General features: G+C 46.5%; 20 protein-coding genes. 11 read left to right on the top strand and 9 right to left on the bottom strand.

The features are described 5' to 3' along the window. Positions 1–384: 384 nt before the first annotated feature. Positions 385–1,521, bottom strand: a complete 1,137-nt coding sequence (locus ABN764_RS09070; protein ID WP_268624365.1) for an HD-GYP domain-containing protein — start codon at positions 1,519–1,521, stop codon at positions 385–387. Between the two features lie 156 nt (positions 1,522–1,677). After that, the gene (gene gyrA / locus ABN764_RS09065; RefSeq protein ID WP_446671636.1) at positions 1,678–4,206 is read right to left on the bottom strand and encodes a DNA gyrase subunit A; all 2,529 of its coding nucleotides are present in this window, start codon (positions 4,204–4,206) and stop codon (positions 1,678–1,680) included. Between the two features lie 477 nt (positions 4,207–4,683). Between gyrA and ABN764_RS09060 the strand changes: the two genes are divergently transcribed. After that, entirely contained in the window at positions 4,684–5,427 is a 744-nt protein-coding gene (locus ABN764_RS09060; protein ID WP_446671635.1) for a YheC/YheD family protein, read from the top strand. 143 nt (positions 5,428–5,570) lie between these two features. On the opposite strand, the gene gyrB is transcribed toward ABN764_RS09060, so the two are convergent. From gyrB to dnaA, 6 genes are all read right to left on the bottom strand, one after another. After that, a complete protein-coding gene (gene gyrB / locus ABN764_RS09055; protein WP_446671653.1) occupies positions 5,571–7,481 on the bottom strand; it encodes a DNA topoisomerase (ATP-hydrolyzing) subunit B in 1,911 nt (636 codons plus the stop codon). A gap of 142 nt (positions 7,482–7,623) precedes the next feature. Next, positions 7,624–7,869 carry an extracellular matrix regulator RemB gene (remB, locus tag ABN764_RS09050; RefSeq protein ID WP_021257560.1) on the bottom strand — a complete coding sequence of 82 codons (246 nt, stop codon included), beginning with the start codon at positions 7,867–7,869 and terminating at the stop codon, positions 7,624–7,626. Positions 7,870–7,896: 27 nt separating this feature from the next. Continuing rightward, positions 7,897–9,009 carry a DNA replication/repair protein RecF gene (gene recF, locus ABN764_RS09045; protein ID WP_021257559.1) on the bottom strand — a complete coding sequence of 371 codons (1,113 nt, stop codon included), beginning with the start codon at positions 9,007–9,009 and terminating at the stop codon, positions 7,897–7,899. Positions 9,010–9,013: 4 nt separating this feature from the next. Then, positions 9,014–9,238 carry a S4 domain-containing protein YaaA gene (yaaA, locus tag ABN764_RS09040; protein ID WP_021257558.1) on the bottom strand — a complete coding sequence of 75 codons (225 nt, stop codon included), beginning with the start codon at positions 9,236–9,238 and terminating at the stop codon, positions 9,014–9,016. Between the two features lie 39 nt (positions 9,239–9,277). Further along, complete coding sequence (gene dnaN / locus ABN764_RS09035; RefSeq protein ID WP_174809003.1) at positions 9,278–10,420, bottom strand: DNA polymerase III subunit beta; 1,143 nt, start codon at positions 10,418–10,420, stop codon at positions 9,278–9,280. A gap of 245 nt (positions 10,421–10,665) precedes the next feature. After that, positions 10,666–12,021 carry a chromosomal replication initiator protein DnaA gene (dnaA, locus tag ABN764_RS09030; RefSeq protein ID WP_021257556.1) on the bottom strand — a complete coding sequence of 452 codons (1,356 nt, stop codon included), beginning with the start codon at positions 12,019–12,021 and terminating at the stop codon, positions 10,666–10,668. An 881-nt stretch (positions 12,022–12,902) separates the two neighbouring features. Here dnaA and rpmH point away from each other — a divergent pair. From rpmH to rsmG, 7 genes are all read left to right on the top strand, one after another. Next, positions 12,903–13,037: a 50S ribosomal protein L34 gene (gene rpmH / locus ABN764_RS09025; RefSeq protein ID WP_009223341.1), complete on the top strand. Its 135-nt coding sequence runs from the start codon at positions 12,903–12,905 to the stop codon at positions 13,035–13,037. 205 nt (positions 13,038–13,242) lie between these two features. Beyond that, positions 13,243–13,581 carry a ribonuclease P protein component gene (gene rnpA / locus ABN764_RS09020; protein WP_021257555.1) on the top strand — a complete coding sequence of 113 codons (339 nt, stop codon included), beginning with the start codon at positions 13,243–13,245 and terminating at the stop codon, positions 13,579–13,581. 106 nt (positions 13,582–13,687) lie between these two features. Further along, positions 13,688–14,467 (top strand): YidC/Oxa1 family membrane protein insertase, encoded by a 780-nt coding sequence (locus tag ABN764_RS09015; protein ID WP_446671634.1) that lies wholly within the window; start codon positions 13,688–13,690, stop codon positions 14,465–14,467. Next, on the top strand, positions 14,464–15,228 hold the full coding sequence (gene jag, locus ABN764_RS09010; RefSeq protein WP_174809002.1) for an RNA-binding cell elongation regulator Jag/EloR: 765 nt from the start codon (positions 14,464–14,466) through the stop codon (positions 15,226–15,228). Before ABN764_RS09015 ends, jag begins: the two co-directional genes overlap by 4 nt. Before the next feature lie 195 nt (positions 15,229–15,423). After that, positions 15,424–16,800 (top strand): tRNA uridine-5-carboxymethylaminomethyl(34) synthesis GTPase MnmE, encoded by a 1,377-nt coding sequence (mnmE, locus tag ABN764_RS09005; RefSeq protein WP_268624361.1) that lies wholly within the window; start codon positions 15,424–15,426, stop codon positions 16,798–16,800. Positions 16,801–16,880: 80 nt separating this feature from the next. Then, positions 16,881–18,779, top strand: coding sequence for a tRNA uridine-5-carboxymethylaminomethyl(34) synthesis enzyme MnmG (gene mnmG / locus ABN764_RS09000; protein WP_446671633.1), 1,899 nt, complete (start codon positions 16,881–16,883; stop codon positions 18,777–18,779). A gap of 69 nt (positions 18,780–18,848) precedes the next feature. Further along, the gene (rsmG, locus tag ABN764_RS08995) at positions 18,849–19,574 is read left to right on the top strand and encodes a 16S rRNA (guanine(527)-N(7))-methyltransferase RsmG (RefSeq protein ID WP_446671632.1); all 726 of its coding nucleotides are present in this window, start codon (positions 18,849–18,851) and stop codon (positions 19,572–19,574) included. An 83-nt stretch (positions 19,575–19,657) separates the two neighbouring features. Here rsmG and ABN764_RS08990 read toward each other — a convergent pair whose 3' ends face one another. Beyond that, entirely contained in the window at positions 19,658–20,110 is a 453-nt protein-coding gene (locus ABN764_RS08990) for a VOC family protein (RefSeq protein WP_174809844.1), read from the bottom strand. A gap of 123 nt (positions 20,111–20,233) precedes the next feature. On the opposite strand from ABN764_RS08990, the gene ABN764_RS08985 reads away from it, so the two are divergent. The 3 genes from ABN764_RS08985 to noc all read left to right on the top strand — a co-directional run bounded on the left by ABN764_RS08985 (position 20,234) and on the right by noc (position 25,044). Beyond that, entirely contained in the window at positions 20,234–21,178 is a 945-nt protein-coding gene (locus tag ABN764_RS08985; protein ID WP_446671631.1) for a helix-turn-helix transcriptional regulator, read from the top strand. Between the two features lie 153 nt (positions 21,179–21,331). Then, the gene (locus ABN764_RS08980; protein WP_446671630.1) at positions 21,332–23,683 is read left to right on the top strand and encodes a S8 family serine peptidase; all 2,352 of its coding nucleotides are present in this window, start codon (positions 21,332–21,334) and stop codon (positions 23,681–23,683) included. Between the two features lie 545 nt (positions 23,684–24,228). Continuing rightward, positions 24,229–25,044, top strand: a complete 816-nt coding sequence (gene noc, locus ABN764_RS08975) for a nucleoid occlusion protein (RefSeq protein ID WP_021257546.1) — start codon at positions 24,229–24,231, stop codon at positions 25,042–25,044. Positions 25,045–25,464 lie beyond the last annotated feature (420 nt).

The raw sequence follows: 25,464 nt of genomic DNA, 5'->3' as shown, positions 1-25,464 counted from the left end.
CACGCCGCCAGCGTTCGTCCTGAGCCAGGATCAAACTCTCCGTTAAAGTTAAGTTTGAACTGCTCATATCTTTTGACGAGGTATTGCTACCTCATTCACAAACGTTGCTCGTTGTTCAGTTTTCAAAGAACAATCTTCAACCCAGCGCTTCAGCTTAATGCCTCTTTCGCTTTCGTTCACCGCGTCTCTCAGCGGCGACTCATATAATATATCACGCCCACAATAATAACGCAAGCACTTTTTTAAAAAAACTTTAAAAAGAATATAAGTCTGCTATAAAGCTAATTGCAGAGCCATTCTAACACCCGCATATAGCCTTATAGCAGACTCTATCGATACCAGCCCATTACAGGGTTGCTGCTATACTCGCACCGCCCAATAGGATCAATGTACGGCGAGTACTTCCTCTATCCATATCTGTCTTTCCTGCGTAAGTTGAACGATGCTGCCATCTACCGACACCCACGGACGAGTCAAGTGAGAATCCTCCGTAAATACGATGCGTCCCACCCGTCCATCATTCAGTTTAACAAATGCGTTCTGATGCATCTGGGCCACCTTATGGATGAATGTGCGTACAAGTTGGGGATCGAGCTGGCCGAATGATTCTTCCTTCAATCTCTCAAGTGCAATATAAGGAGAAGAAGCTCTCTTATATATTCGATTCTGTGTCATCGCATGGAAGATATCGGCGATCGCTACGATCTTGGCATACGGGTGTATTCGCTCCCCCGTTACTCCTAGAGGGTACCCACTCCCATCGATACGCTCATGATGCTGCAATGCAGCAAGCTTAACACCATCATTAATGGCTGGCACATTTCGAAGCAACTCATAACCATAATGGGTATGTCTGCGCATCTCAATCTTCTCGTTTTCCGTCAGGGTGCCTTTTTTAGACCAGATATCGCTATCGACCTTAGTCTTCCCAATATCGTGCAGCAACCCAGATAAAGCGATCTGCATCCCTTCTTTGGAAGGATACCCGCTCCATTGTCCGATAAGATATGACGTGAGCGCAACAGCAGCGGATTTATGATACACATAGTCTTCTTCATTTCCTTGCAGCATTTCTTTAATTTGTGGATGGAAGCAGACTGGAGAGTAATGTTCGCTCTGTCCAAGCAGCCATTCCATTTGCTGGCGCAGTTCTAATATAGGAAGCTTGGTAGCCCCTGCTGTCTTATATACATTCTTGAGTAGGTTCACCATCTGAAGCCATGATTCTACAAAGCCGGCATCATGTTGAAAATGGCTCGTCTGGCGTGATGATGCTTGAGGAATGGTCGGTTCACTGTTTTTGCGATCCGGCGCATCCGCACGTGTCCCTGCACTGTCCATAACCGGCGAAGGATATGAACTTGCCACTGCAACTGATTTGATCATAAAAGCATCGAGCACATCCAAATCACGTACACTGAGCGTTCTTCCTTTATTCATAATTACGCCGCCAAGCCCTGTTATCACGTCCTGCTCCAATTGATCTCCTGGCTTAGCTTGCGAGACGGGGATGAATACCATAGGTTATTACACTCTCCTGTTGGCCTCTTCATATGAATTTGACTCGGTTATCGTTATGTATTTGCTTATATCAAGGAAAAGGGCGCACTCTATAAAAGAATACGCCCTACCTGTTGTCAATGCTCACACTGCTGCTGCATCTTCACGTTCATCATTCTATTCTAATTCCGGTTCGGAGGCAGAAGGTGCTTCGCTCTCTGTCATGCCCGGATTTTGTTCTGCTTCTTCAGACGATTCTTCAGAGGATTCCTCAGGATCATCCTCAGTCTTATCGCAGCGGCTAACCGTAGATACGGAATCGTCGTCGCGGATATTGATGAGCTTCACACCTTGCGTGTATCGACCCATTTGGGAAATGCCCGACATGCTTGTACGAATAATTGTTCCTGATGCAGTGATAATCATCAAGTCCTCTCCATCCTGTACAACCTTCAAGCCGACGACTGCACCGTTCTTGTCCGTTACATTGATCGTCTTAATCCCTTTACCGCCACGACTCTGAATTCGATAGTCTTCCATAGGGGTACGTTTGCCGTAGCCTTTGGCTGTAACAATAAGCACATCGTTCTCCTTATTGACTACATCCATGTCAATTACGACATCTTCACTATCAAGCGTAATGCCTTTGACGCCTGTAGCCGAACGTCCCATGGAGCGAACGTCGTTCTCAGAGAATCGGATCGACATTCCCATCTTCGTACCCATAATGATCTCCTGCTCGCCGTCCGTCAGGCGAACCCCAATCAACGCATCATCATCACGAAGGTTGATGGCAATCAAGCCGCCTTTGCGAATGTTGACATAATCGTCAAGCGGAGTCTTCTTCACGATCCCTTGGCGGGTTGCAAAGAACAGGTACTTGTCAGATTCAAATTCCACGACTGGAATCACCGCACTAATGGACTCACCCTGTTCAATTTGAATCAAATTGATAATTGGCGTTCCTCTCGCCGTGCGGCTCAAGTCTGGAATCTCATACGCCTTGATGCGGTAAACCTTACCCTTGTCCGTGAAGAACATCAGGTAATGGTGAGAGTTGGACACGAATAAATGCTCTACGAAATCATTATCCTTCGTATCCATACCAACTACACCACGGCCTCCACGCTTCTGGCTACGATATGTCGTTACCGGAAGACGCTTAATATATCCGCTATGCGAAATGGTGATGATAACATCTTCTTGAGGGATCAGATCCTCATCAAGTATGCTATCCTCGCCAATCGTGATTTCTGTACGGCGCTCATCCCCATACTTCTGCTTCACTTCTTCAAGCTCATCGTTGATGATGGTCAGCACAAGCTGGTCGTTCGCCAAGATTTCACGGTATTCCGCGATCTTCATCAGCAATTCGTTATATTCAGCTTCGATCTTCTCGCGCTCCAAGCCTGTCAGACGGCGCAGACGCATATCGAGAATCGCCTGTGCTTGGTCGAAGCTTAGACCAAATCGAGTGATTAACCCTTCACGAGCCTCTTCGTCATTCTTCGAGCCGCGGATAAGCGCAATAATCTCGTCGATATGATCAAGCGCAATGCGCAGGCCCTCGAGAATATGTGCACGTGCCTCGGCTTTCTTCAAATCGTACTCGGTACGACGACGAATTACTTCGATCTGGTGCTCCAAATAATAATGGAGCATCTCACGCAAATTAAGAACGCGAGGCTCTTGATTCACAAGCGCCAGCATATTGATGCCGAAGTTGCTCTGCATCGCTGTATGCTTGTACAAGTTATTCAGAACGACATTCGGGTTCACATCACGGCGCAGTTCGATAACAACGCGCATTCCGTTGCGGTCAGATTCATCACGAAGGTCAGTAATGCCGTCAATGCGCTTCTCGCGTACCAATTCAGCAATCTTCTCAACGAGACGAGCCTTAATGACTTGATAAGGCAATTCGTGAACAACGATACGAGCCTTGCCGTTATTGTCCTCGATTGTCGCACGTGCCCGCATCGTAACAGATCCGCGGCCAGTCGCATACGCTTGGCGAATACCTTCCCGACCCATAATCAATCCGGATGTTGGGAAGTCTGGGCCCTTGATGTATTCCATCAAGTCCATTGGCGTTAACTCTGGATTCTGAATCAGCGCCTGCAGACCGTCAATGACTTCCGTCAGGTTGTGCGGTGGGATGTTCGTTGCCATACCTACTGCGATACCGGATACCCCGTTCACGAGCAAATTTGGGAAGCGAGCCGGCAATACAACAGGCTCTTGCTCTTCGCCGTCATAGTTCGGAGCAAAGTCGATCGTTTCTTTGTTAATATCACGAAGCAGTTCCATGGCAATCTTGGAGAGTCGCGCTTCTGTATAACGCATCGCCGCAGCTGAGTCTCCGTCAATGGAACCAAAGTTCCCGTGACCATCCACGAGCATGTAACGAAGCGAGAAATCCTGGGCCATACGCACCATGGTCTCATATACGGCAGAGTCACCATGCGGGTGATACTTACCGATAACTTCACCAACGATCCTCGCTGATTTCTTATACGGTTTGTCCGGTGACATGCCGAGGTCTGACATCGCATACAAAATACGTCGGTGAACCGGCTTCAATCCGTCTCGCACGTCCGGCAGAGCGCGGCTTACGATGATACTCATCGCGTAATCCAGGAATGATTCCCGCATCTCCGTGCCGATGTCGCGATCCCTGATTTGCGGTTGTTGTTCTTCCGCCATGCTGGACCTCCTTAAAATTCGTATTTAACAGCGTCATCATCATCTAGCAAAATGCAATATTTGCTCTCTACAAGCGAAAACGGCCCTTCCCCCCCATAAATGGAGTCGAACCATTTCCACGGACGAATAATCTTTTATCTAGTCCATATCGAAACTCCCCACATGGCAACACAAACCATTATGGACTAAAAAGGCGCCATGTTCACAAGGGATAATTTCTACTCTAGCTTGATCATGCGGATAAAATCATACTCATCAATTCCTTAACTGCACTATTTATATTATATTACTTTCACAAAAGAGATACAATTAAACGTTCCATGAAACCGCCCAAAATCCGAACATTTTCCACGACATATAGTTGATTGTACTATTTCTATTTGCCCGATTGATCATACATTGATATCAACTTCATATCCCTCTGCTCCCTACCCGTTCAAAAAATAAAATGACTGATTTGGAAAAGGGTGATGATGTTTGTCCAGCCGGCGTATATTTAGCAAATGGAAAAAGACGAAAATTTTGCAGGACTCCTCACTACGTTTGTATATTCCTAAGACGTCCATCTATAGTGCTCTCCGGTTGAAGGAGATGCTGAATCAATATCAAATGGTGTATGTGAAACCTGACCTAGGCACTCATGGCAAAGGCGTTATGCGTGTTAAGCAGCACGCCAATGACTCATTCGAGTTGAGAGAAGGTACTTCCACGGCCACCTTCACCGAAATAGACTCTCTCCTGGCCAAAATCAAAACCAGAATCGGAAAACGAAAGTACTTGATTCAACAAGGAGTCCACATGCTGTCTCACCGGGGAAGGAAGTTCGATCTCCGTGTGTTCGTGCAAAAAAATGTGAACAACAAGTGGGAGGTTATGTCTATCTTCGGTCGAAAGGCGGCTGCCCACAAGATTGTAACGAACGTCAGCAACGGAGGGAAGATGGAATCGCTGCGAACTCTCTTGAAGCCCCACTTAAATGCAAGCTCCACTCAGCAGCTCCGCAGCGAGTTGGAACGAATCGGGCTGTCCGTCGGGGCACGACTGAGCAAGGGGCACAAGGGTCTCAAGGAGCTTGGGCTCGATATTGCGATTGACAAAAGCATGCACCCTTGGATCTTAGAGGTCAATACGAAGCCCGCTATCTACGTGTACCGCACATTCAACCCTGCTGCTTATCGCCGCATCGTCCGAAATGCCAAAGCTTATGGACGATTGAAGTAACAAGGATTCCTCTCACCTACTGCATCAACTGAAGCACGCTACCATACCAAAGCCCCAGTCCTGATGTGGAACTGGGGCTTTATTGTTATATCGATCCACCGCGCTTCGCGATGGAGTGCATGATTCCAAGTGGTAGGATACGATTAGAAATCAAGATTTTTAACAAACTTAGCATGGCGCTGGATGAAATCACGTCGTGGTTCAACGTTATCACCCATGAGCGTATCGAACACATCATCTGCCATCTTGGCATCATCGAACGAAACTTGGAGCATTTTCCGGCTCTCAGGATCCATTGTCGTCTCCCACAGCTGCTCTGCATTCATCTCACCAAGACCTTTATAACGCTGAACATTGATCTTCACGCCTTCACCGAATTCTGCGATAATTTCGTCCTTCTGCTTATCGCTATCTGCATATCGAACAATTTTGTTGCGCTCAATTTTATAGAGCGGCGGCTGTGCAATGTACACGTATCCCGCTTCGATAAGCTTGCGCATGTAACGATAGAAGAAGGTCAATAGCAGTGTTCGGATGTGAGCACCGTCGACGTCAGCATCGGTCATAATCACAATTTTGTGATAGCGAGCTTTTTCAAGATCAAAGTCTTCGCCGATCCCTGTACCGAGCGCCGTAATAATGGCACGAATCTCTGCGTTGGATAGGATCTTATCCAAGCGAGACTTCTCAACGTTCAAGATTTTACCCTTCAGCGGCAAGATCGCCTGGAAATGGCGATCACGGCCTTGCTTCGCAGAACCGCCCGCAGAGTCACCTTCGACAATGAACAATTCGCAATGTGCAGCATCCTTGGAAGAGCAATCCGCCAGCTTACCTGGAAGGGAGCTCACTTCCAGCGCACTCTTGCGGCGCGTCAACTCACGTGCTCGGCGAGCTGCTTCTCGAGCTCGGGATGCCTGCATCCCCTTCTCAACGACCTTCTTCGAAACCATCGGGTTCTCGTTCAAGAACTCCATGAACTTCTCAGAAAATACGGATTCCACTATGCTGCGTACTTCACTGTTGCCGAGCTTCGTCTTCGTTTGTCCTTCGAATTGCGGCTCTGGAATCTTCACGGAAATAATCGCGGTCAGACCCTCGCGAACATCGTCCCCACTTAAATTGGAGTTATTGTCCTTCATGAGATTCATCTTCCGAGCATAATCGTTAATGATTCGCGTAAGGGCACTCTTAAAACCAGATTCATGCGTACCACCTTCGTGCGTATGAATGTTGTTGGCAAAAGAGTAAATATTCTCGGTGTAACTATCGTTATATTGGAGTGCGATTTCGCACGCAATGTTATCTTTGGAGCCTTCCACGTAAATGGGCTGCTCATGCATCTTCTCACGATTGCGGTTCAGGTACTCAACGAATTCCTTGATACCGCCGTCGTACTTAAATGTTTCTGAATGTCCAGTACGCTCATCGGTAAGCACCATTTGGATGCCTTTGTTCAAAAATGCGAGCTCGCGAATACGGGACAAAAGTGTGTCGTATTCGTATACCGTCGTCTCTGTAAACACTTCAGGATCGGGCTGGAACCGAATCGTTGTGCCGGTCTCCTCCGTGTCTCCGATTATCTCCAAATCGGCTTGAGGAACCCCGCGATGATATTCCTGCTGGTGGATATGTCCGTCTCGTTTCACGGTAACGATTAAGCTCGAAGACAAGGCATTTACGACCGAGACACCAACACCGTGCAAGCCGCCGGATACTTTGTATCCTTCGCCGCCGAATTTACCGCCCGCATGAAGCACGGTCATAACAACTTCAACAGCCGGGCGCTTCATCTTCTCTTGTATCCCGACTGGAATACCGCGACCGTTATCCACGACCGTGATGCTGTTGTCTTCATGTACGGTTACTTCGATTTTCGTGCAATACCCAGCCAACGCCTCGTCAATACTGTTATCGACGACTTCCCATACCAAATGGTGCAGACCTTTGGCACTCGTTGAACCGATATACATCCCCGGCCGTTTGCGTACGGCTTCCAAGCCCTCCAACACCTGAATCTGGCTCTCATCATACGTGTTATGATTCACAGACATGCCTTCACCTACTTCTCTAATTTCAGTACCGTTCATTATGCCAATCGCATGTAATTGCAAGAGCATCATCCCAAGCAATCCCAACTGCTAGGCAGTGGAATATAGAGATGACGCTGTCAACAAGGCCATATGCAATGTTCGCTTACTCGTTAAAATGATGCGCACGCTTCTTCAATGTTGTAGATGATATCGGAGAGTAAAATACTTTTCCCTTCGTCACGACGATGGACTTTGCTTCTTCCTCGCCTATCGCCTCAACATTTTTCACTTTGTGCGCATTCGCCACGAACTGCTTAGACAGCTTAGATGATTTCTCTATCGATACATCAAAAATGGCGACCAGTTCCGAGGAACGAATGACTCTTTCTCCGCCCAAGTGAATATACATAGCGCTCACTCCCCTTAGAACAACCTCTTACCGCATGACTTGCCCATTTTCCACGTGGAACATATTTGCATCATGCAACTTGCTCGTATTAATGCCTTCAATGCCTGTCGTCGTAATGAACGTTTGTACCTTGCTCTGAAACGTCTCAATCAGCTGCGTCTGGCGCATCGAATCAAGCTCAGACAGAACATCGTCGAGCAGTAGGATAGGATATTCTCCTATTTCCTCGTGCATCAGTTCGATCTCAGCCAGCTTCAACGACAGCGCTGTCGTCCTCTGCTGACCTTGCGATCCATAGGTTTGCACTTCTTTGCCGTTAATGTAGAAGGCAAGATCGTCCCGGTGCGGTCCGACAAGTGTCATGCCGCGCCGCACCTCCTGGTCTTTCATCTGTGTTAACTTTAACATAAATTGCTCGAATAAGACAGCTTCATCTTCGTCTGGCATCGCAAACGATGGACTATATTCAACGGTAAGAGCTTCCTTGCCATTCGTGATACCGGCATGAATTTGCTCCGCCCATGATTGGAGTTTCTTTAAATATTGTTTCCTTTTCTTTACAACTTTAACACCATTCGTAACAAGCTGCTCATTGAATATATCGAGCATCGTATTCGCTTGTCCGCTTGGGCTGCTCCACATTTGCTTGAGCAGATTGTTGCGCTGCAAGAGCACCTTCTGATACTGCTGCAGATGGTATAGATAGCTTGGCTGAACTTGGCCAATCTCCATATCCAGAAATCTCCGGCGAATGCCTGGCGATCCCTTTACGATCTCCAAATCCTCTGGGGCGAACATGACAACATTAAGCGCACCAATGAAGCCGCTCAGCTTACGCTGCTCTAAACCATTCAGCTTTGCCTTTTTCCCCTGCCGAGAAATGTTTAGCTCCAGCTGAACTGTTCCGTACTTCCGTTCTACAGATGCTCGAAGCTGTGCATGCTCTGCTTCCCATCCGATGAGTTCTTTATCTCGTGGTGTCCGATGTGATTTCGTCAGGGCAAGCACAAATATGGATTCGAGCAAATTGGTCTTCCCCTGCGCATTATTGCCGACAAAAATATTAACTCGATTGTCTGTATTCAATTCGAGCGCGCCATAATTGCGATAATTTTGCAGAGCGATCGATTTGACGAACACTCGATTAAGCCTCCTGAGATGAAACGATGAGGAACTCACCGCATCCATCTACTGAGACAACGTTGCCCGGATACAGCTTCCGGCCGCGCCGCGCTTCATCTTCACCGTTTACTTTCACCATGTTCTCTGCCAGCATAATTTTGGCGTGACCGCCTGTTGAAGCGCAATTAGCCAACTTCAGAAACTGCCCTAGCGTAATGAATTCCGTTCGAATTTGGATGTCATTCATGTCGTATCCTCCTTGTGATGCAGATGCACCAACCCTATCTTAATTTGTGGTGCGGTATGGCAAAATGAGATGCAAGCTGCTGACGTGTTCAGTCGGCTTAATGATGATTGGGCTCATTGCCCCTGTAAATCCAATGAAGATGTTTTCACATTCGACAACCTTCAACACATCCAGCATATATTTCGAGTTGAAAGCAATCCGAAGCGGATCCCCTTTGAATTCCTTCACATCCAATTGCTCTGTAACACGGCCTAGCTCAGATGAGCTGGAGGAAATTTCTATTGTACCATCTTCCTTCGTCTGCAGACGGACAATGTTCGTTTTATCTTCACGGGACAGCAAATAAGCACGGTCAATTGCATCGATGAGCTTTTTTGTGTCCAAAATAAGTTCTGTTTTGTAGTTTTGCGGAATAATTTTAGAAGTATCTGGATACGTCCCATCCAAAATACGCGAATAGAATAGAACTCGATCGATTTTGAACAACACTTGGTTGTCGGCAACGACAATATCCACCATTGTGTTCTGATCAGGGATGATTTTGCTCAATTCGTTCAGCGTCTTACCGGAAATGACAACATTCGTAAAACGAATCTCTGGGTCTGCTTGGATATCAGCCATACGGCTTGCCAAGCGGTGGCGGTCTGTGGATACGAATTTCAAATTACCTTCGCTCAGATTCCACAATACACCCGTCAAAATTGGTGTTGTTTCGTTGGAAGAAATAGCGAATGCGGTTTGCTTAATCATAGTTCTCAGCAAATCGCCATTGACTGTAATCACTTGGTTTTCTTCGATGCTAGGCAGAACAGGATACTCTTCTGGATCAAGTCCGACCATCTGGATATCTGTTGTACCGGAACGAAGGAATGTCTGGAAATGCTCCTTCACTTCGATCTCTACATCTTGGGAAGGCAATTTCTTAATGATTTCTACGAAAAACTTAGCCGGCAAAACAACGCTACCCGGACGTTCTACTTGAACAATCGTCTGGCGATCATCCTCAACTGGAATAAAGGTTTGAATAGAGATATCCGTATCACTAGCAGTAAGGGTAACCCCTTGGAACGTAACGTCAACCTTAATCCCGCTTAAAATGGGGATCGTCGTTCTGCTGGAAATCGCTTTAGATACGTTCTGTATCGCTTCATTTAGTTCATTTTTCAATATCGAAAGTTTCATACGTTCACTCCCTAACGCCAATTTGCGCTCATTCTACTGTTGCTATCTGTTACGAATCTTGTTATATCCGGTTGCTCTGAGTCGAGATATGCCGAATATGTGCTCTTCTTATGATGATCTATATATTCTTTTTTAATAATAGTAGTAATAGTAGGGGCACTGAATATGTGGATAACCCTCTTGAACAGGCATAAAGTAAAGCCTATCCACATGTGTATAGATTGTGTATAGGCTTGTTATGTTGTTCACAGCGTTGGATTTTTAATTTTGTCGATCAGGTTCTGTACAACCTTATAAAGTTCCTGATCTTGCTGCAGATTTTGGGTGATTTTCTCGTGGGCATGAATGACGGTTGTATGATCTCGTCCGCCAAAGGCTTCACCAATTTTCGGCAAGGAATAATCAGTGAGCTCCCGCGATAAATACATGGCAATTTGACGGGGAAAAGCGACGGCTTTCGTTCTCTTGCGTGCCTTGAAATCCTCCATCTTAAGTCCATAGAACTCCCCGACCTTATGCTGAATGTCCTGGATCGTAATCATCTTCGGACGGCTGGACGGGATGAGATCCTTGAGTGCCTCTGCAGCCAAGTGAGTCGTGATATCCTGATTTGTCATCGTGGAAAATGCGACAACGCGCGTAAGCGCACCTTCCAACTCACGAATGTTCGTATTGATCTGGTTGGCGATGTACACCATGGCTTCATTCGGTATATCCAAGTTCTCGGCCTTAGCCTTCTTGCGCAGAATCGCAATTCGCGTCTCGAGATCCGGCGGCTGAATATCCGTAATAAGACCCCATTCGAAGCGAGAACGCAGCCGTTCCTCTAATGTTTCGATCTCCTTAGGAGGGCGATCGCTGGAGAGGACGATGTGCTTGTTCTCGTTATGCAGTGCATTGAATGTATGGAAGAACTCCTCCTGGGTTTGTTCCTTCCCTGCCAAGAACTGAATGTCGTCAATAAGCAAAATGTCAATATTGCGGTATTTGTTGCGGAAGCTTTCTCCGCGGTTATCCCGAATGGCATTAATGAATTCATTCATAAATTTCTCCGACGTCGTATAGACGACGCGGCTTGCGGGATTATGCTCCAAAATATAATGACCGATCGCATGCATGAGATGCGTTTTGCCGAGACCTACTCCTCCGTATAAAAAGAGCGGGTTATAAGCTTTAGCCGGCGCTTCAGCGACGGCGAGCGATGCAGCATGCGCGAAGCGATTGTTCGAGCCAATGACGAATGTATCGAACGTGTATTTTGGGTTAAGCATATTGGAAGCCGGTTCATCATAGACAGCGACTCGAGCCGGTGAAGCCTGTGGCTGTACGACTTCTGCTTCCGCTTGAGCTGCTTCCTCAATAATGAACTTGACGTCCACTTGCTTGCCCGTTTCTTCCATCACTGTTGAGCTGACAAGCTTCGTATACCGGCTCTCAAGCCATTCCACCGAAAATGTATTCGGTGCAGTAATGAGCAGCTGTGAGTCTGTAAACTTTACAGCTTTCGTGGCCTTGAACCAGGTATCAAAGCTAGGTTTGCTTAGCTTCGTCTGGATGACGGACAATATTTCCTGCCAATGTTCATTTGCTTGGCGCTCCACAGATTGTTTCACTCCTTCAAGCCTGCTGCGTCTTCATATGACGCGCTTACCGGCAATTACGCCTGAAAAAAGGACAATTGCCCCGACAAGACGCAAAAAGGCTCCGCAAGGCGCAGAAAGCCCTCTTAATGAGGAAGAAGATTCACAAGACGTAAAATCATCATGAACTAGCCTGTCCTCGAAAAGAGCGTATTGTCGGGGTCTATGCTTACATGTCGATATGCTTGTGCTCCAGTCGAGAAAATTTCTCGCGTTTTCCACGAAACATCAGACATGTTGCTGTCGAAGTATACCGTTTCTTACAACTATTTATCCACAATATGCAGATCATGTCGAACAAGTTCTAAACATGTGAGTATAAATTGTTCACAACCTTATCCACAGACTGTTGATAAGTAAATATCCACAATCGCTATTCACAACCGAAAAGCAATATAATCATAGCAGATGAGGCCTTATATTTCAATGATCGGGCTTATTTTATCCACAAATTCAATAACTTGTGCATAAATGTTATCTACACCACTAGATATTGTTCATAACTTGTTTCTTTTCGACATGACCAGACAAAGGTCCGCTATTTTTTGTACACAGGCAAGGGGACGGAATTGTCGATATTTTTTAGTTTTGCACATGTGTATAACAAAATGTGTCGAGCATGATCGAAGTTCGAAGTGTGGATAATCTTTTTTATACATAATAAGAATGTTATTTTTCATTATGATGTGAATTCGGAATCGAAAAGAGATGATAGGAGAAACGGTGAGGATTGACTTTTCCCGCGTATTCTGGTTAAATGTAAAAAGGAATTTTGCGCAGACAGATAAACGTAGCAATGAATGGTTCATCATGACATATCTCGTTCGAGGAGGTGCAATACGTTGAAACCGACATTTAAACCTAACGTGAGCAAACGTAAGAAAGTTCACGGTTTCCGTAAAAGAATGAGCACGAAAAACGGCCGTAAGGTGTTGGCTGCTCGTCGCCTAAAAGGCAGAAAAGTATTGAGCGCATAAGATCGCGTGAATACAAGACCACCTCGGTGGTCTTTTTTTCTTTTTACTCGAAAATCATACGTTTTTCGTCATAAAGGCGTCACATAAAATGTAGTAGAAGAAATGTTTATTCCGTTACGCAGGTGCCCATACTTTGATCATACCAATCAAGCATTTTAGAGTAGGGACGAGCGGAGTTCATCCGGAGAGATAGGAGAAAGATCCGATGCAAAAAGAGTATCGGCTGCAGGATCGCGCAGATTTTACTCGTGTTTATCGCAATGGTCGTTCCTTTGCCAATCATCAGCTTGTACTGTATGTTTATGCCCAGCCGAAGGTTGAACGGTTCCGCGTTGGGATATCGGCGAGCAAAAAGATTGGCAATGCGGTTGTGCGCAATCGAATGCGCCGCATGATCAAGGAAATTGTCAGACTTCAGGCAGATCGCATTATGGATCATGTCGATTTGGTGTTCATTGTGCGTAAAGGCGCGACGGAAATGGACTATGACAAGCTTGCCAAGAGCGTCCATCATGTCATGCGAAAAGCTTCTATATATAAATGAATGTAATTTGTCAGCAAGATCGCACGATACACCTGTTGAATCGTTTCCTTTAACAGGGGAAATGTGATATATTTACTGTTGGAATCGGAAGGTTAAGAGAGGGGTTATGCTATTGTCGCTGAACAAGTTGTTCTCGAACCGCAAATGGCTCTTGGTAGCGGTTTCTGTGCTGTTGATCGTTGTATTGTCGGGATGTACGTCCACGACCACTACGCTGAAGACGGAGGATTTGCTGCAGGGTAACTTCTGGGAGCGTAACGTGGTCTATTATTTTTCACTAGCACTTGATACATTCGCAGGCTGGTTCAGCGGGGAGTATGGATTCGCCATCTTGCTGCTAACCGTTATTGTTCGTCTGTGTATCTTGCCGCTTACAGTTAAGCAAATGCGCAGCTCGAAGGAAATGCAGAAGCTGCAACCTCAGCTCGCTGAAATAAAGAAGAAACATAAGGATAATCCGCAAAAGCAGCAGGAAGAAACGATGAAGCTGTTCCAACAGCACAACGTAAATCCGTTGGCGGGATGCTTGCCAATCTTCATTCAAATGCCAGTTTTTATTGCTTTGTATAATTCGATCTACATGAACTCTGCCATTCGTGAGCATACATTCTTGTGGCTCAAACTGGGTGAGGCGGATCCGTTTTATGTATTGCCGGTCGTTGCTGCATTGACGACATTCGTGCAGTCGAAGATGATGGCAAGTCAAAACCCAATGCAAGGCCCTATGCAATTCATGATGCTAATCTTCCCAGTGTTGATCTTCGTCATGTCGATCAACTTCCCAGCGGCACTTCCGTTGTACTGGGTATACAGCAACGTCTTTACTATTGTTCAGAACTATTTCCTTTATCGCGATAAGGATAAGGAGGTTCATCCGGCGAAATGAATACGCTCGTTGTATCGGGAAAGACGATCGAAGATGCAATAAAGAACGGTTTGGAACGAATGAACGTAACCGAGGATCGCGTATCTGTTCGCGTGCTGGAAAAGCCATCACGCGGGCTGTTTGGACTTATCGGCGTTCGTCCAGCGAAGGTCGAGTTGACTCTTTTGCCGGACAAGGATGTCCCGCTCTCTGAACCTACAACACAATCATCGTCATCGAAGCCAGTTCAGACAGCATCTGCTGTGGCCGGCATGCAGGCAGCAGCAGTATCGAAGGATAGAGATCAGGAGATGGATGCTGACTCTACAGACGATATTGATCCGATTGAAGAAGCGAAGCAATTCATTATGGATGTTGCCCGCTCGATGGGGCTTGATGTGGAAATTGGAGTACATAAGAGGAAGGACACGGTAACGCTTGATATTAGCGGCTCGGACTTGGGTCTTATTATTGGGCGCCGCGGTCAAACGCTTGATTCGCTTCAATACTTGGCGAACCTGGTAGCCAATCGTTATTCCAAGCATCATCTCCGTATTATTCTTGATGCAGAGCAGTTCCGCGAACGGCGTAAGAAAACGCTCGAATCGTTGTCTGAGCGGCTCGCGAACAAAGTGATTCGTTCCCGGCAAGAGGTTGTACTGGAGCCGATGACGGCGCAGGATCGCAAGATTATTCATGCGAAGCTGCAGGATCATCCGAAGGTAAAAACTTGCAGTAAAGGCGAGGAGCCTAACCGACGCGTAGTCATTATGATTAAATAGGCATGGCTGCACTTATGAATAACCTCTATTCAGAACGCATAGACAGATAGAAAATGCAATGATTGCGCCTGGTTCAGGGTGCTCTCATTGCATTTTTTCGTTATTTGACTCATTGAACGGGATTTCATGATTAGGCGTTTGACGTAAAATGAGATAATATAAATGTACCCTATATGTGCGGAGGTCATTATTAGGATGAATTACGAACCAATCGCAGCGGTATCTACACCGCTTGGCGAAGGCGGTATAGCGATTATCCGAGTAAGCGGAGAAGGATCTTTCGCTGAAGTGGATCGCATATTCCGTTCAAAAACGAAGCTAACAGAGGCGGACAGCCATACGATACATTATGGACATATTGTTGATCCACAGTCAGGGGAGCGAGTAGAAGAGGTGCTCGTAAGCGTGATGCGAGGCCCTCGTTCATTCACAACGGAGGATGTTGTCGAAATCAATACGCATGGCGGAATTATTTCGGTGCGGAAGGTGATGGATATTCTGCTTCAGCAGGGAATTCGTCTGGCGGAGCCGGGAGAGTTCACAAAGCGTGCATTCCTCAATGGCAGAATTGATTTGTCACAAGCGGAGGCAGTTATTGATCTCATTCGCTCGAAGTCGGATCGCGCCTTCAGCATCGCTATGAAGCAGGCACAAGGTCAACTGTCTACCCGAATTAAGTCGCTCCGTCATACACTCATTGAGACACTTGCTCATATCGAAGTGAATATCGACTATCCAGAGCATGATGTTGAAGAGCTGACGAGCAACTTTATTCAAGATAAATGCGGGCAAGTCATGGAAGAAGTGACGCGGCTATTGAAGACCGCATCTGAGGGGAAAATATTGAGGGAGGGTATTGTCACTGCGATTATTGGGCGACCAAATGTCGGCAAATCATCGCTGCTCAATACGCTTGCCCAAGATAATAAAGCGATTGTCACCGATATTCCGGGAACAACTCGCGATGTGGTCGAGCAATTCGTAACCATTAACGGGATTCCGCTGCGTCTCTTGGATACGGCTGGCATTCGGGAGACGACAGATGTGGTGGAGCGAATTGGGGTGGAGCGTTCACTCAGTGCACTCCAAGAAGCAGACCTCATTCTTTTCGTCGTGAACAACAATGATGAGCTTCATCCAGATGAACGAGAATGGATGGAGCAAATTACGGGTAGACAAGTGATTGTCATTGTGAATAAAATGGATCTGCCTACGGTGTTGGATGATACTCCGTTGAAGGAAGCATTTGGTGAGAGCCAAATCGTGCGTATGTCCGCGAAAGAGCAGGAAGGCGTGGACGCGCTGGAGAAGGTGATCTCCGAGTTGTTCTTCAGCGGTGGAATTGAAGCGGGGGATATGACGTATGTCAGCAACGTACGGCATATTGCGCTGCTCAAGAAGACGCTGCGGGCACTAGAAGACGCTGTGGAGGCATCACAGCAGGGAATACCAATTGATATGATTCAAATCGACGTGCGCACCGCTTGGGAGCTGCTCGGCGAAATCATTGGAGACTCTGTAGGCGATTCGCTGATTGACCAGATCTTCTCCCAGTTCTGTCTTGGAAAATAGAGAGTTGTGATTACGGTGAAAGGTCTTGCTGCCGTGAGTGCTGTTTATTTATAGAGAAAGTTGTTAAAGGAGGGAGCCCCATGCCATTTGAGGCGGGACAATATGATGTAATAGTTATCGGAGCGGGCCATGCGGGCTGTGAAGCGGCACTTGCTTCTGCACGGATGGGCTGCAATACGTTGCTGTTGACAATTAACTTAGATATGGTTGCTTTCATGCCGTGCAACCCTTCGATTGGCGGTCCAGCTAAGGGCCATGTTGTACGCGAAATCGATGCATTAGGCGGAGAAATGGGCCGCAATATCGATAAAACCTTCATCCAAATGCGGATGCTCAATACCGGGAAAGGGCCAGCTGTCCACGCGCTGCGTGCTCAGGCCGACAAGGTATTGTATCAGGCAAAAATGAAGGAAACAGTAGAAACAACGCCGAACTTGACGCTGCGTCAAGGCATGGTCGAGGAATTGATCGTGGAAGACGGTAAATGTGTAGGTGCCATCACTAAATCAGGTGCTATTTTCCGCTCGAAAACGGTTGTCTTAACGACAGGTACGTACTTGCGGGGCAAAATCATTATCGGTGAGTTGATGTATGAGAGCGGCCCAAACAACCAACAACCGTCTTTGAAGCTGTCCGAATGCTTGCGCAATCTCGGATTTGATCTCGTTCGCTTCAAGACAGGTACTCCTCCGCGGGTGAATGGAGGGACAATCGACTTTTCCAAAACAGAAATCCAACCTGGAGACGATCATCCGAAGTTCTTCTCTTATGAAACGAAGTCTTCCGATAATGAGCAGCTTCCTTGCTGGCTAACGTATACGTCGGAGAATACGCATCGCATTATCAATGATAACTTGCATCGTGCACCGATGTTCTCTGGTGTCATTGAAGGTACAGGTCCTCGTTATTGCCCGTCCATTGAAGATAAGATCGTTCGCTTTGCGGATAAACCGAAGCATCAAATCTTCCTGGAGCCGGAAGGCAAGGATACAGCTGAGTATTATGTACAAGGACTGTCCACGAGTATGCCTGAAGATGTTCAGTTGCAAATCCTGCGCTCTGTCCCGGGACTCGAGAACGCGGAAATGATGCGAACTGGATATGCGATTGAGTATGATGCAGTCGTGCCGACACAGCTGTGGCCAACGCTGGAGACAAAACAGGTAGATGGCTTATTCACAGCTGGACAAATTAACGGAACATCGGGTTATGAGGAAGCTGCTGCGCAGGGGGTTATGGCCGGCATCAATGCTGCACGAAAGGTGCAGGGCAAGCCTGCTGTCATCCTGAATCGCTCGCAAGCTTACATTGGCGTGTTGATCGATGATCTCGTAACGAAGGGGACGAATGAGCCGTATCGTCTGCTTACGTCCCGCGCGGAATATAGACTGCTGCTTCGCCATGACAATGCGGATATGCGCTTGACGGATATCGGGCATGAGATTGGTCTTATTACCGATGAGCGGTACGCTTCATTCCAGCACAAACTTGACTTGGTCGGTCAAGAGCTGGAGCGCTTGAAGGCAACAAAGGTGAAACCGGAGGAAGCCGTGCAGGCAATGCTTGCAGAAGCGGGTTCTGCTCCACTGACGAACGGTTGTGACGCCGTTACCTTGCTGCGACGTCCAGAAATATCTTATGCACATGTGGATAAGTTATTCCCGTCGCCGCTTGAGTTGGATGAAGAAATGAAGGAACAGGTCGAGATTCAGATTAAGTATGCAGGATATATTGAGAAGCAGCTGCTACAAGTAGAGCGTCTGGCGAAGATGGAGAAGAAGCTGATTCCGCAGGATATCGATTATAATGCGGTTCATGGCATTGCGTCGGAAGCGAAGCAGAAGCTAGCGAAGATTCGCCCGTTGTCGATAGGGCAAGCATCGCGTATTTCTGGTGTAACTCCTGCAGATATTTCAATCCTGCTTGTATATTTGGAGCATTACAACCGCGTAACAGCCGAGAAGCACGCTCAGTCGTAATTCGGGTGAGCGGGCTGTGCCAAGTATGCAGGTTGGGGACATTAACTGCAGAAGAGGAGATTTCCAGTGATGGATGCATTGCAAGAACAGTTCCAAGGCTGGCTATCCGGACATGGATGGCCGCCGATTACAGATACACAGTGGAATCAATTAGAGACGTATTATCGGGTGTTGGTGGATTGGAATGAGCGGATGAACTTGACCGGCATCACCGAGCGTGAGCTCGTATACGAGAAGCACTTCTACGATTCACTGACACTAGGCTTCCATGTCAATATGAAGGAAGTCAAGCGTATGGCTGATATCGGTTCAGGGGCAGGCTTCCCAGGGATTCCACTGGCGATTATGTTCCCGCATTTTCAGTTGACGATTGTTGATTCCCTTAATAAGCGAATTGTATTTCTGAATCATCTGGTGCAGGAGCTTGGATTGACGGGGGTTAGCTGTATTCATGGGCGTGCTGAGGAGGTTGCTCGCAAGCCGGAGCACCGCGATCAGTATGATCTTGTCACAGCACGTGCTGTTGCTAGATTGAACGTGCTGAATGAGTTCTGCCTGCCGTTCGTGCGTCCAGGCGGCACATTCGCAGCGATGAAGGGGACAGATCCACAGGAAGAGATTGTGGAGGCGAAGCGAAGCCTACAAGTGCTGCAGGCCACATTTACAGCTGACCATGCATTGAAGCTTCCGGTGGAGCAGTCCGAGCGTCACATTATAGTGATGTCGAAGAAGGGGCCAACACCGAAGGCTTACCCACGTAAGCCCGGCACGCCGCTGAAGACACCAATTATGTAAGGTAAGTTAAAATAAGGAAAAGAGGCTGAAAACGTTCGGCCTCTTTTTTTGTGTCAGTCGATGCGGATGCAACTAATATTCGGCTATGATTGTAATCTGGAATCAAACATCAATTGGATGTGAATACCGAACGGATCTTCGATTATACCGTAGGCTTTGCTGAATATATTGCTCGATAACGGGACAATAATGCGTACCCGTTTATCCGTAATCAAGCTGGCATAAAATCGTTCCACTTCCTCTAAATCAGCGCTCTGAATGCACAGTGACGTGTTATTGCCAACAGTATAGGCTTCCCCAGGGTTCATTGTATCTTCTGCAATCATTATTTTCGTTCTGCCAATCGATAAGACAGAGTGAGTAATCTGATTCTTGTTGTCCTCCGTAAGCGTTATGGAGCTGTCACGCTTCGCCATGTCTTGATAGGTCACAACCAGCAATTCCTTCGCGTTCAAATGTTGTTTGTAAAAATGAATGGCTTCCCGTGCTTGTCCGTTCATGGACAGGAAAATAGCGACTTCCAGTGTTGCGCTCATCGTATCAGTCTCCTTGTGGATCATCATGGTTGGCAGATATCTTTTAGCATTTGATATTTGGCCTTGGTTTTATCATAATTGCTAAAGGTATCAAATCATGACACCTTTAATAAGGAGATTCGCATGAATAAATTAGAACGATTACAAGACATGCTCAGATACTTAAATAGTCGAGAGTTCTTTAATTTACAAGACCTCATGGATAAGTACCAGATTTCAAAAAGTACAGCTTTGCGTGATATTCGCTCGTTAGAACAATTAGGCATGCCTATCTATTCGGAATATGGATGTCATGGGCGATATGGTATTTTGCAGAATCGATTGCTATCGCCGATTATCTTTACGCTTGATGAAGTTTACGCTCTGTATTTCGCCATGCTGACGCTGCAATCTTATCAATCTACTCCATTTCATATGCATGTCAATCAGCTGCAAGAAAAGTTTGAAAAGTGCCTTTCGCAAGAACAAATCAAGAAGATTCGTAGCATGAAAAAGGTTCTGCAATTGGAAAGCAATCAGCATCATCATGTAAGTCTTTATTTGGAACAAATCTTGAAGAGCATTCTTCATGAAAACATCTGCACCATTCAATATACACGGAATAAGGGCAGCAAGAGTTATCGGGTTCAATTTTTCAAAATTTCTGCTAAGTTCGGTCAATGGTACGCAACAGGGATAGAGGTAAATACAAATCAACAACGAGTGTTCCGATGCGATAAAGTTACCTCCATGCAGGTGGAAGCAGAAGAATCCCGCTTTTCACTTGATGAACTAGTTAGCCGCTCTTTAGAACTATACCAGTCGGTGCACCATATTCGATTCGAGGTAGAAATTGAAGAACAGGCCAAGGACATCTTCTATAAAGAATCTTATCCTTCTATGAAACTAGATATCGGTGAACGGACCGTCATTACAGGATTCTACAATCCAGTAGAAGAATCATTTATCGCCGAATATTTCATGAGGTATGGCAGTCATGTGGTAGCAGTAAAGCCTGAATCATTACGAACAATGATTCAATCGAAGGTAGAGCAGCTCTTACAGCATTATCAAACCTCAATTACTTGAGTTGGAGAAGGCTATGAATCTATCAGCGGAGCAAGCAGGACTGATTGAGAAAAATTGGGACAGCTAGATTACAGTGGCGTAAATCTTTCCCTCTCTATCCTATGTTACGATTTAAGAGACATCATGAAGAGCTTAGAGAGAAGGAAATATTGAATGAACATAGATTGCTGGTACAAACCGATATGGAAGGCCTCATGCGCTTTGATTGTTGCTGCTGGGGTATTGGCTGCTCCTCTTGGAGTGGGGACGGCTTCTGCTCAAGCGCCGCTACTGCCTGTAGGTGGGCCAATGCTCGATCCATCTCATACAGCAGCGAAGACAGATGATCCATACACAGGAAAAGGGATTAAAGTCGCCGTCATCGATTCTGGTGCAGATATGGAGCATCCCTTGCTGAAGGATCGAATTGTGAAGGCATATGACTTTGTGGAAGGTGATGAGTTTCCACAAGATGAGAAGGGACATGGCACGCATGTTGCTGGTATTGTGGCACAGCAAGCGCCTGGCGCCTCGCTGCTCATTTACCGTGCGGTCGCCCCTGAAGGTCATGAATTCACGTCTACGATTGCAAAGGCAATGCAGCGTGCGATTGAAGATGGAGCGAGAGTCATTAATTTATCCCTGCATTCAGATATCGATGCTCCAGATGAACCACTGTCCCAGGCAATTGCGGATGCAGCAAGCAAAGGGGTGGTTGTGGTCAACTCCAGCGGCAACGCAGGGGAGAAGCTATGGAGTATTACAGCGCCAGGACTGGTGGATGATGTCATCACCGTTGGGGCATCTACCTTACCTACTTATGAACCAACGCTCTCGAAGAACGATCGCAGCATACGCCTAATTTCAGATAGAAATACACCTGCTTTTCCGAAGCAGGGCACCGCTGATGTTGTCTTCGTTAGTGGGGACAGTCCTAAAGTAATTACACAGAAGCAGCACCAAGGGAAATGGATCGTAGTGAGGAGTCCCAGTTCCTCGGTAACATCTTATTATGAAGCGGCATGCCGAGCGAAGGCTAGCGGTATTCTGTTCTATCAGGATGGGAAGGTAGAGTGGGAACCGGAGATTAATATTAATATTCATAATGAGCAAGATCATCGACTTATTCCCGCGGCTACGATTTCTCCACAAGGAGCGACGATGTTGAAGCAAGGCAAGTCGGCAGTCTGGCAGTGGGGAGAAGAGCAGAGAAGTCGAATGTCAGCGATGAGTTCTCGCGGACCCGCTGTAGGCACTTGGCTTATGAAGCCGGATCTTGTAGCTCCGGGGATTGATGTACGCAGCTCAATGCCGCGTGATCTATATGAGCAGGGTTATGGGAATATGAGCGGATCGAGCATGGCCGTCCCTTATGTGTCGGCCGCAGCCGCGATCATTCTAGAGGCACATCCGGAGTGGACGCCTGCAATGGTGAAGTCGGCGCTGATGACTTCAGCGGATAAGCTTACGGATAACAATGGAACGGAATATCCGCATCACGCACAGGGATCAGGGCTCGTAAATATAGATAAAGCGCTGGATGCGCATACCTTCCTACAGCCCACGGCGTTAACGTATGGAGTAGTTGGATCAGAGTCTTGCGGTACAAAGAAGGAGCAGACGTTCCAGGTGACGAATCGCACCGCGCAGGAAATAACCTATCAGGTTACATTGTCATCCGAAGCAAGGAAATGGGACATCTCCTATCCTGCTTCCATTACGTTGCAGCCTGGCGAGACAGTCCGTGTTCCTGTTGTATGGGATCTAACCACTCTTAAGGAGACGGGAATCCTTACTGGGAGCCTCCAGCTTACGAACGGAACAGAATTGCTACGAATCCCTTTCCAATTGATACATGGTTCCGGTCATTATCCGCTGCTGACGGGATGGTTTGCAGACGATCAACTGCTCACGCCGAACGGGGACAAACATAAGTCAATCCGATTCCATTATTATTTGCCAGGCGACGCCGATCGGATGATTATTACAGCGAGTCGTATTGACATAGGGAAGAAGGCTGAAGGTGAATATTTATTATTCAATAAGCCGAATCCTACCAATGGATTGCATGCGAACGAATGGAATGGTACAGATGTGACGGGCCGTAAACTGCCAGATGGGTTGTATAACTTGAAGAGTAAAGTGTTCGCGGATGGACGTTCGGAGATGAAGGACGATCAAATTATCTATATCGATCGTGAAGCCCCTAGGGCAACCTTTATGAAGGCAAAGGCGGAACGTGGAGTTGTGCAAGGGACGGTTCAAGACATGATGCTAACCCTTGATTATGCGGTACGACCTATGTTTCGTATTGCCTCGGGAAATAAGCAGCCGGCCCTGATTGATGTGAAGTGGAGTACTTCGAACACAGGAGATTGGAAGAGTGTGAGATTCAATGAAGACAAGAGGATGTTCCACGTGTCTCTTGTAGGGTCAGGGCTTAAAAAGGGCAAGCACAATATATTTATCCGGATGGAAGATGCCGCTGGCAACGTACAAATTCAAAAAACTCAAGTAAACATATAGCAGCTTGGAGCGGGGGGCATCCTCCGCTTTATTCTATTTACATGGAATAATTTTCATATTTATAGAGGTGGTAAGAGTTCATAGAATGTTAAGGAGGCAACTTAATTTTTTGCAATTATTTATGATAGGATAAAGAAGCTAACGTGATAGAATGTGGGGAAATGTTTCACGTGAAACATGTTCATGATAGATAAGGTGTTATCAAGAAAGTGGTTAGAATAGAAGTGTAACGACGGCAACAGATATCATTCGAAGTTTTTCTTTTATCGTGTACAAGAAAAGGCAGGAAAAAGGCACAAGCTTGGAGAATACATAAAGGCAGAGCGTAAAATTTTGTCGAAGGAAAGAAATGGTTCAAGTCAGATGTCCTACTCTATCATTATCGCGAAGGACGTAAAGGGAATGGAAAATTGCGAGGAGTAGCGGGAATCGCAGCCCAATTGCCTCCTTGAGCGACGTAGGGCAGAAGATCAAGAATGGAGCAGAGCACTGCCGCTTCTTCATGTGCCTGGCATTATTTTGAAGTTAGGTGGTATTATACGGAAATGAAAGAACAACTGTCTCGGTTATTCGGTTTTGCGGAGCGTCAATCGCTGGATGAAGTGAAACAGCTTCCGGTGAATGAGATTGTCAGCAGTCCCTATCAGCCTCGAACTATATTCGATGATGAGCGTATTGATGAACTGTGTCAGACGATCAAAACGCACGGTGTTATTCAGCCGATCGTTGTCCGCCAGCGAAACGGGCAATTTGAAATCATTGCCGGAGAGCGCCGTTGGCGTGCTGTCAAGAAGTTGGGCTTGGATACGATCCCGGGCATCGTAAGAGAAATTAATGACGCTCAGGCGGCATCCATTGCCTTGATCGAGAATTTGCAGCGTGAAGGGCTTACAGCGATTGAAGAAGCATATGCTTATCAGAAGCTCATTGATTTGCACAATTTGACGCAAGAAAGCTTGGCGCAACGGCTTGGCAAGAGCCAGTCTACAATAGCCAATAAAATTCGCTTGCTGAATCTACCGGATGTAGTGAAGCAGGCCTTAATGGAACGCAAGATTACAGAGCGACATGCAAGAGCATTGCTTGGTCTCGATTCAGAGAATTTGCAGCTCAAACTGCTTGAGGAGATTATCGCAAAAGAATTGAATGTTAAGCAGACAGAGGCACGAGTCGCGTTTTATAAAGAGGTTCACAAGGCGAAGAAATCGAAGCGTATCTCATATACAAAGGATGTACGTCTTGCGCTGAATACGATTCGACAGTCAATCGATCTTGTGACTGGATCAGGCTTAAAAATTAAAACGGATGAACATGATCATGATGATCATTATGAGATTGTCATCAAAATACCGAAAAGGTAGATTATTATAAACGTGTGTTGTTTAAAGAGGTCGACAGATATTTCTTACAAGGGTGCAGCAGACTTATTCAATAAGAAGAGGGATTTATGGCTATAGCTAGGGGATTGATGAAAGTAAAAATCCTACTGGCAGAGGGGACGTAAAGCTAGCTGCTCCGCATATACATTTGCACTCACATCCTGACCTTTTTAGTAACCTATATATCAGATTCACCTAATTATCGGTTGATACCAGCCTAATCGTTGTATGTTTCCTATCGTACGACGATATTGTTGTCATGCGTAGTGCTCAAATATGTGCAGCGGCAGGCAAGAGGCCGCTCTTTTCTGTTTTTGTGGTCGTTAGCGGTTATCGTTACAGCTAGAAACGCAAAAGAAACAACATTGAGGTGAAGAGGAATGGCTAAGGTTATTGCCATTA

The organism is Paenibacillus wuxiensis (assembly GCF_040195695.1).
GTDB classification, from domain to species: Bacteria; Bacillota; Bacilli; order Paenibacillales; family Paenibacillaceae; genus Paenibacillus_B; species Paenibacillus_B suaedae.
Note: the sequence above shows the minus strand (reverse complement) of the source record. Positions and strands in the feature narration are given on the sequence as shown.

What these genes read in the sequence shown, in the direction of transcription:
- remB (WP_021257560.1), bottom strand. Translation starts at nt 7,869, where the DNA reads ATGTATATTCACTTGGGCGGAGAAAGAGTCATTCGTTCCTCGGAACTG.
- mnmE (WP_268624361.1), top strand. Translation starts at nt 15,424, where the DNA reads ATGAATTACGAACCAATCGCAGCGGTATCTACACCGCTTGGCGAAGGC.
- ABN764_RS09015 (WP_446671634.1), top strand. Translation starts at nt 13,688, where the DNA reads ATGCTATTGTCGCTGAACAAGTTGTTCTCGAACCGCAAATGGCTCTTG.
- gyrB (WP_446671653.1), bottom strand. Translation starts at nt 7,481, where the DNA reads ATGTCTGTGAATCATAACACGTATGATGAGAGCCAGATTCAGGTGTTG.
- noc (WP_021257546.1), top strand. Translation starts at nt 24,229, where the DNA reads ATGAAAGAACAACTGTCTCGGTTATTCGGTTTTGCGGAGCGTCAATCG.
- ABN764_RS09070 (WP_268624365.1), bottom strand. Translation starts at nt 1,521, where the DNA reads ATGGTATTCATCCCCGTCTCGCAAGCTAAGCCAGGAGATCAATTGGAG.
- yaaA (WP_021257558.1), bottom strand. Translation starts at nt 9,238, where the DNA reads ATGAATGACATCCAAATTCGAACGGAATTCATTACGCTAGGGCAGTTT.
- ABN764_RS08990 (WP_174809844.1), bottom strand. Translation starts at nt 20,110, where the DNA reads ATGAGCGCAACACTGGAAGTCGCTATTTTCCTGTCCATGAACGGACAA.
- rsmG (WP_446671632.1), top strand. Translation starts at nt 18,849, where the DNA reads ATGGATGCATTGCAAGAACAGTTCCAAGGCTGGCTATCCGGACATGGA.
- dnaN (WP_174809003.1), bottom strand. Translation starts at nt 10,420, where the DNA reads ATGAAACTTTCGATATTGAAAAATGAACTAAATGAAGCGATACAGAAC.
- jag (WP_174809002.1), top strand. Translation starts at nt 14,464, where the DNA reads ATGAATACGCTCGTTGTATCGGGAAAGACGATCGAAGATGCAATAAAG.
- gyrA (WP_446671636.1), bottom strand. Translation starts at nt 4,206, where the DNA reads ATGGCGGAAGAACAACAACCGCAAATCAGGGATCGCGACATCGGCACG.
- ABN764_RS08985 (WP_446671631.1), top strand. Translation starts at nt 20,234, where the DNA reads ATGAATAAATTAGAACGATTACAAGACATGCTCAGATACTTAAATAGT.
- mnmG (WP_446671633.1), top strand. Translation starts at nt 16,881, where the DNA reads ATGCCATTTGAGGCGGGACAATATGATGTAATAGTTATCGGAGCGGGC.
- rnpA (WP_021257555.1), top strand. Translation starts at nt 13,243, where the DNA reads ATGCAAAAAGAGTATCGGCTGCAGGATCGCGCAGATTTTACTCGTGTT.
- ABN764_RS08980 (WP_446671630.1), top strand. Translation starts at nt 21,332, where the DNA reads ATGAACATAGATTGCTGGTACAAACCGATATGGAAGGCCTCATGCGCT.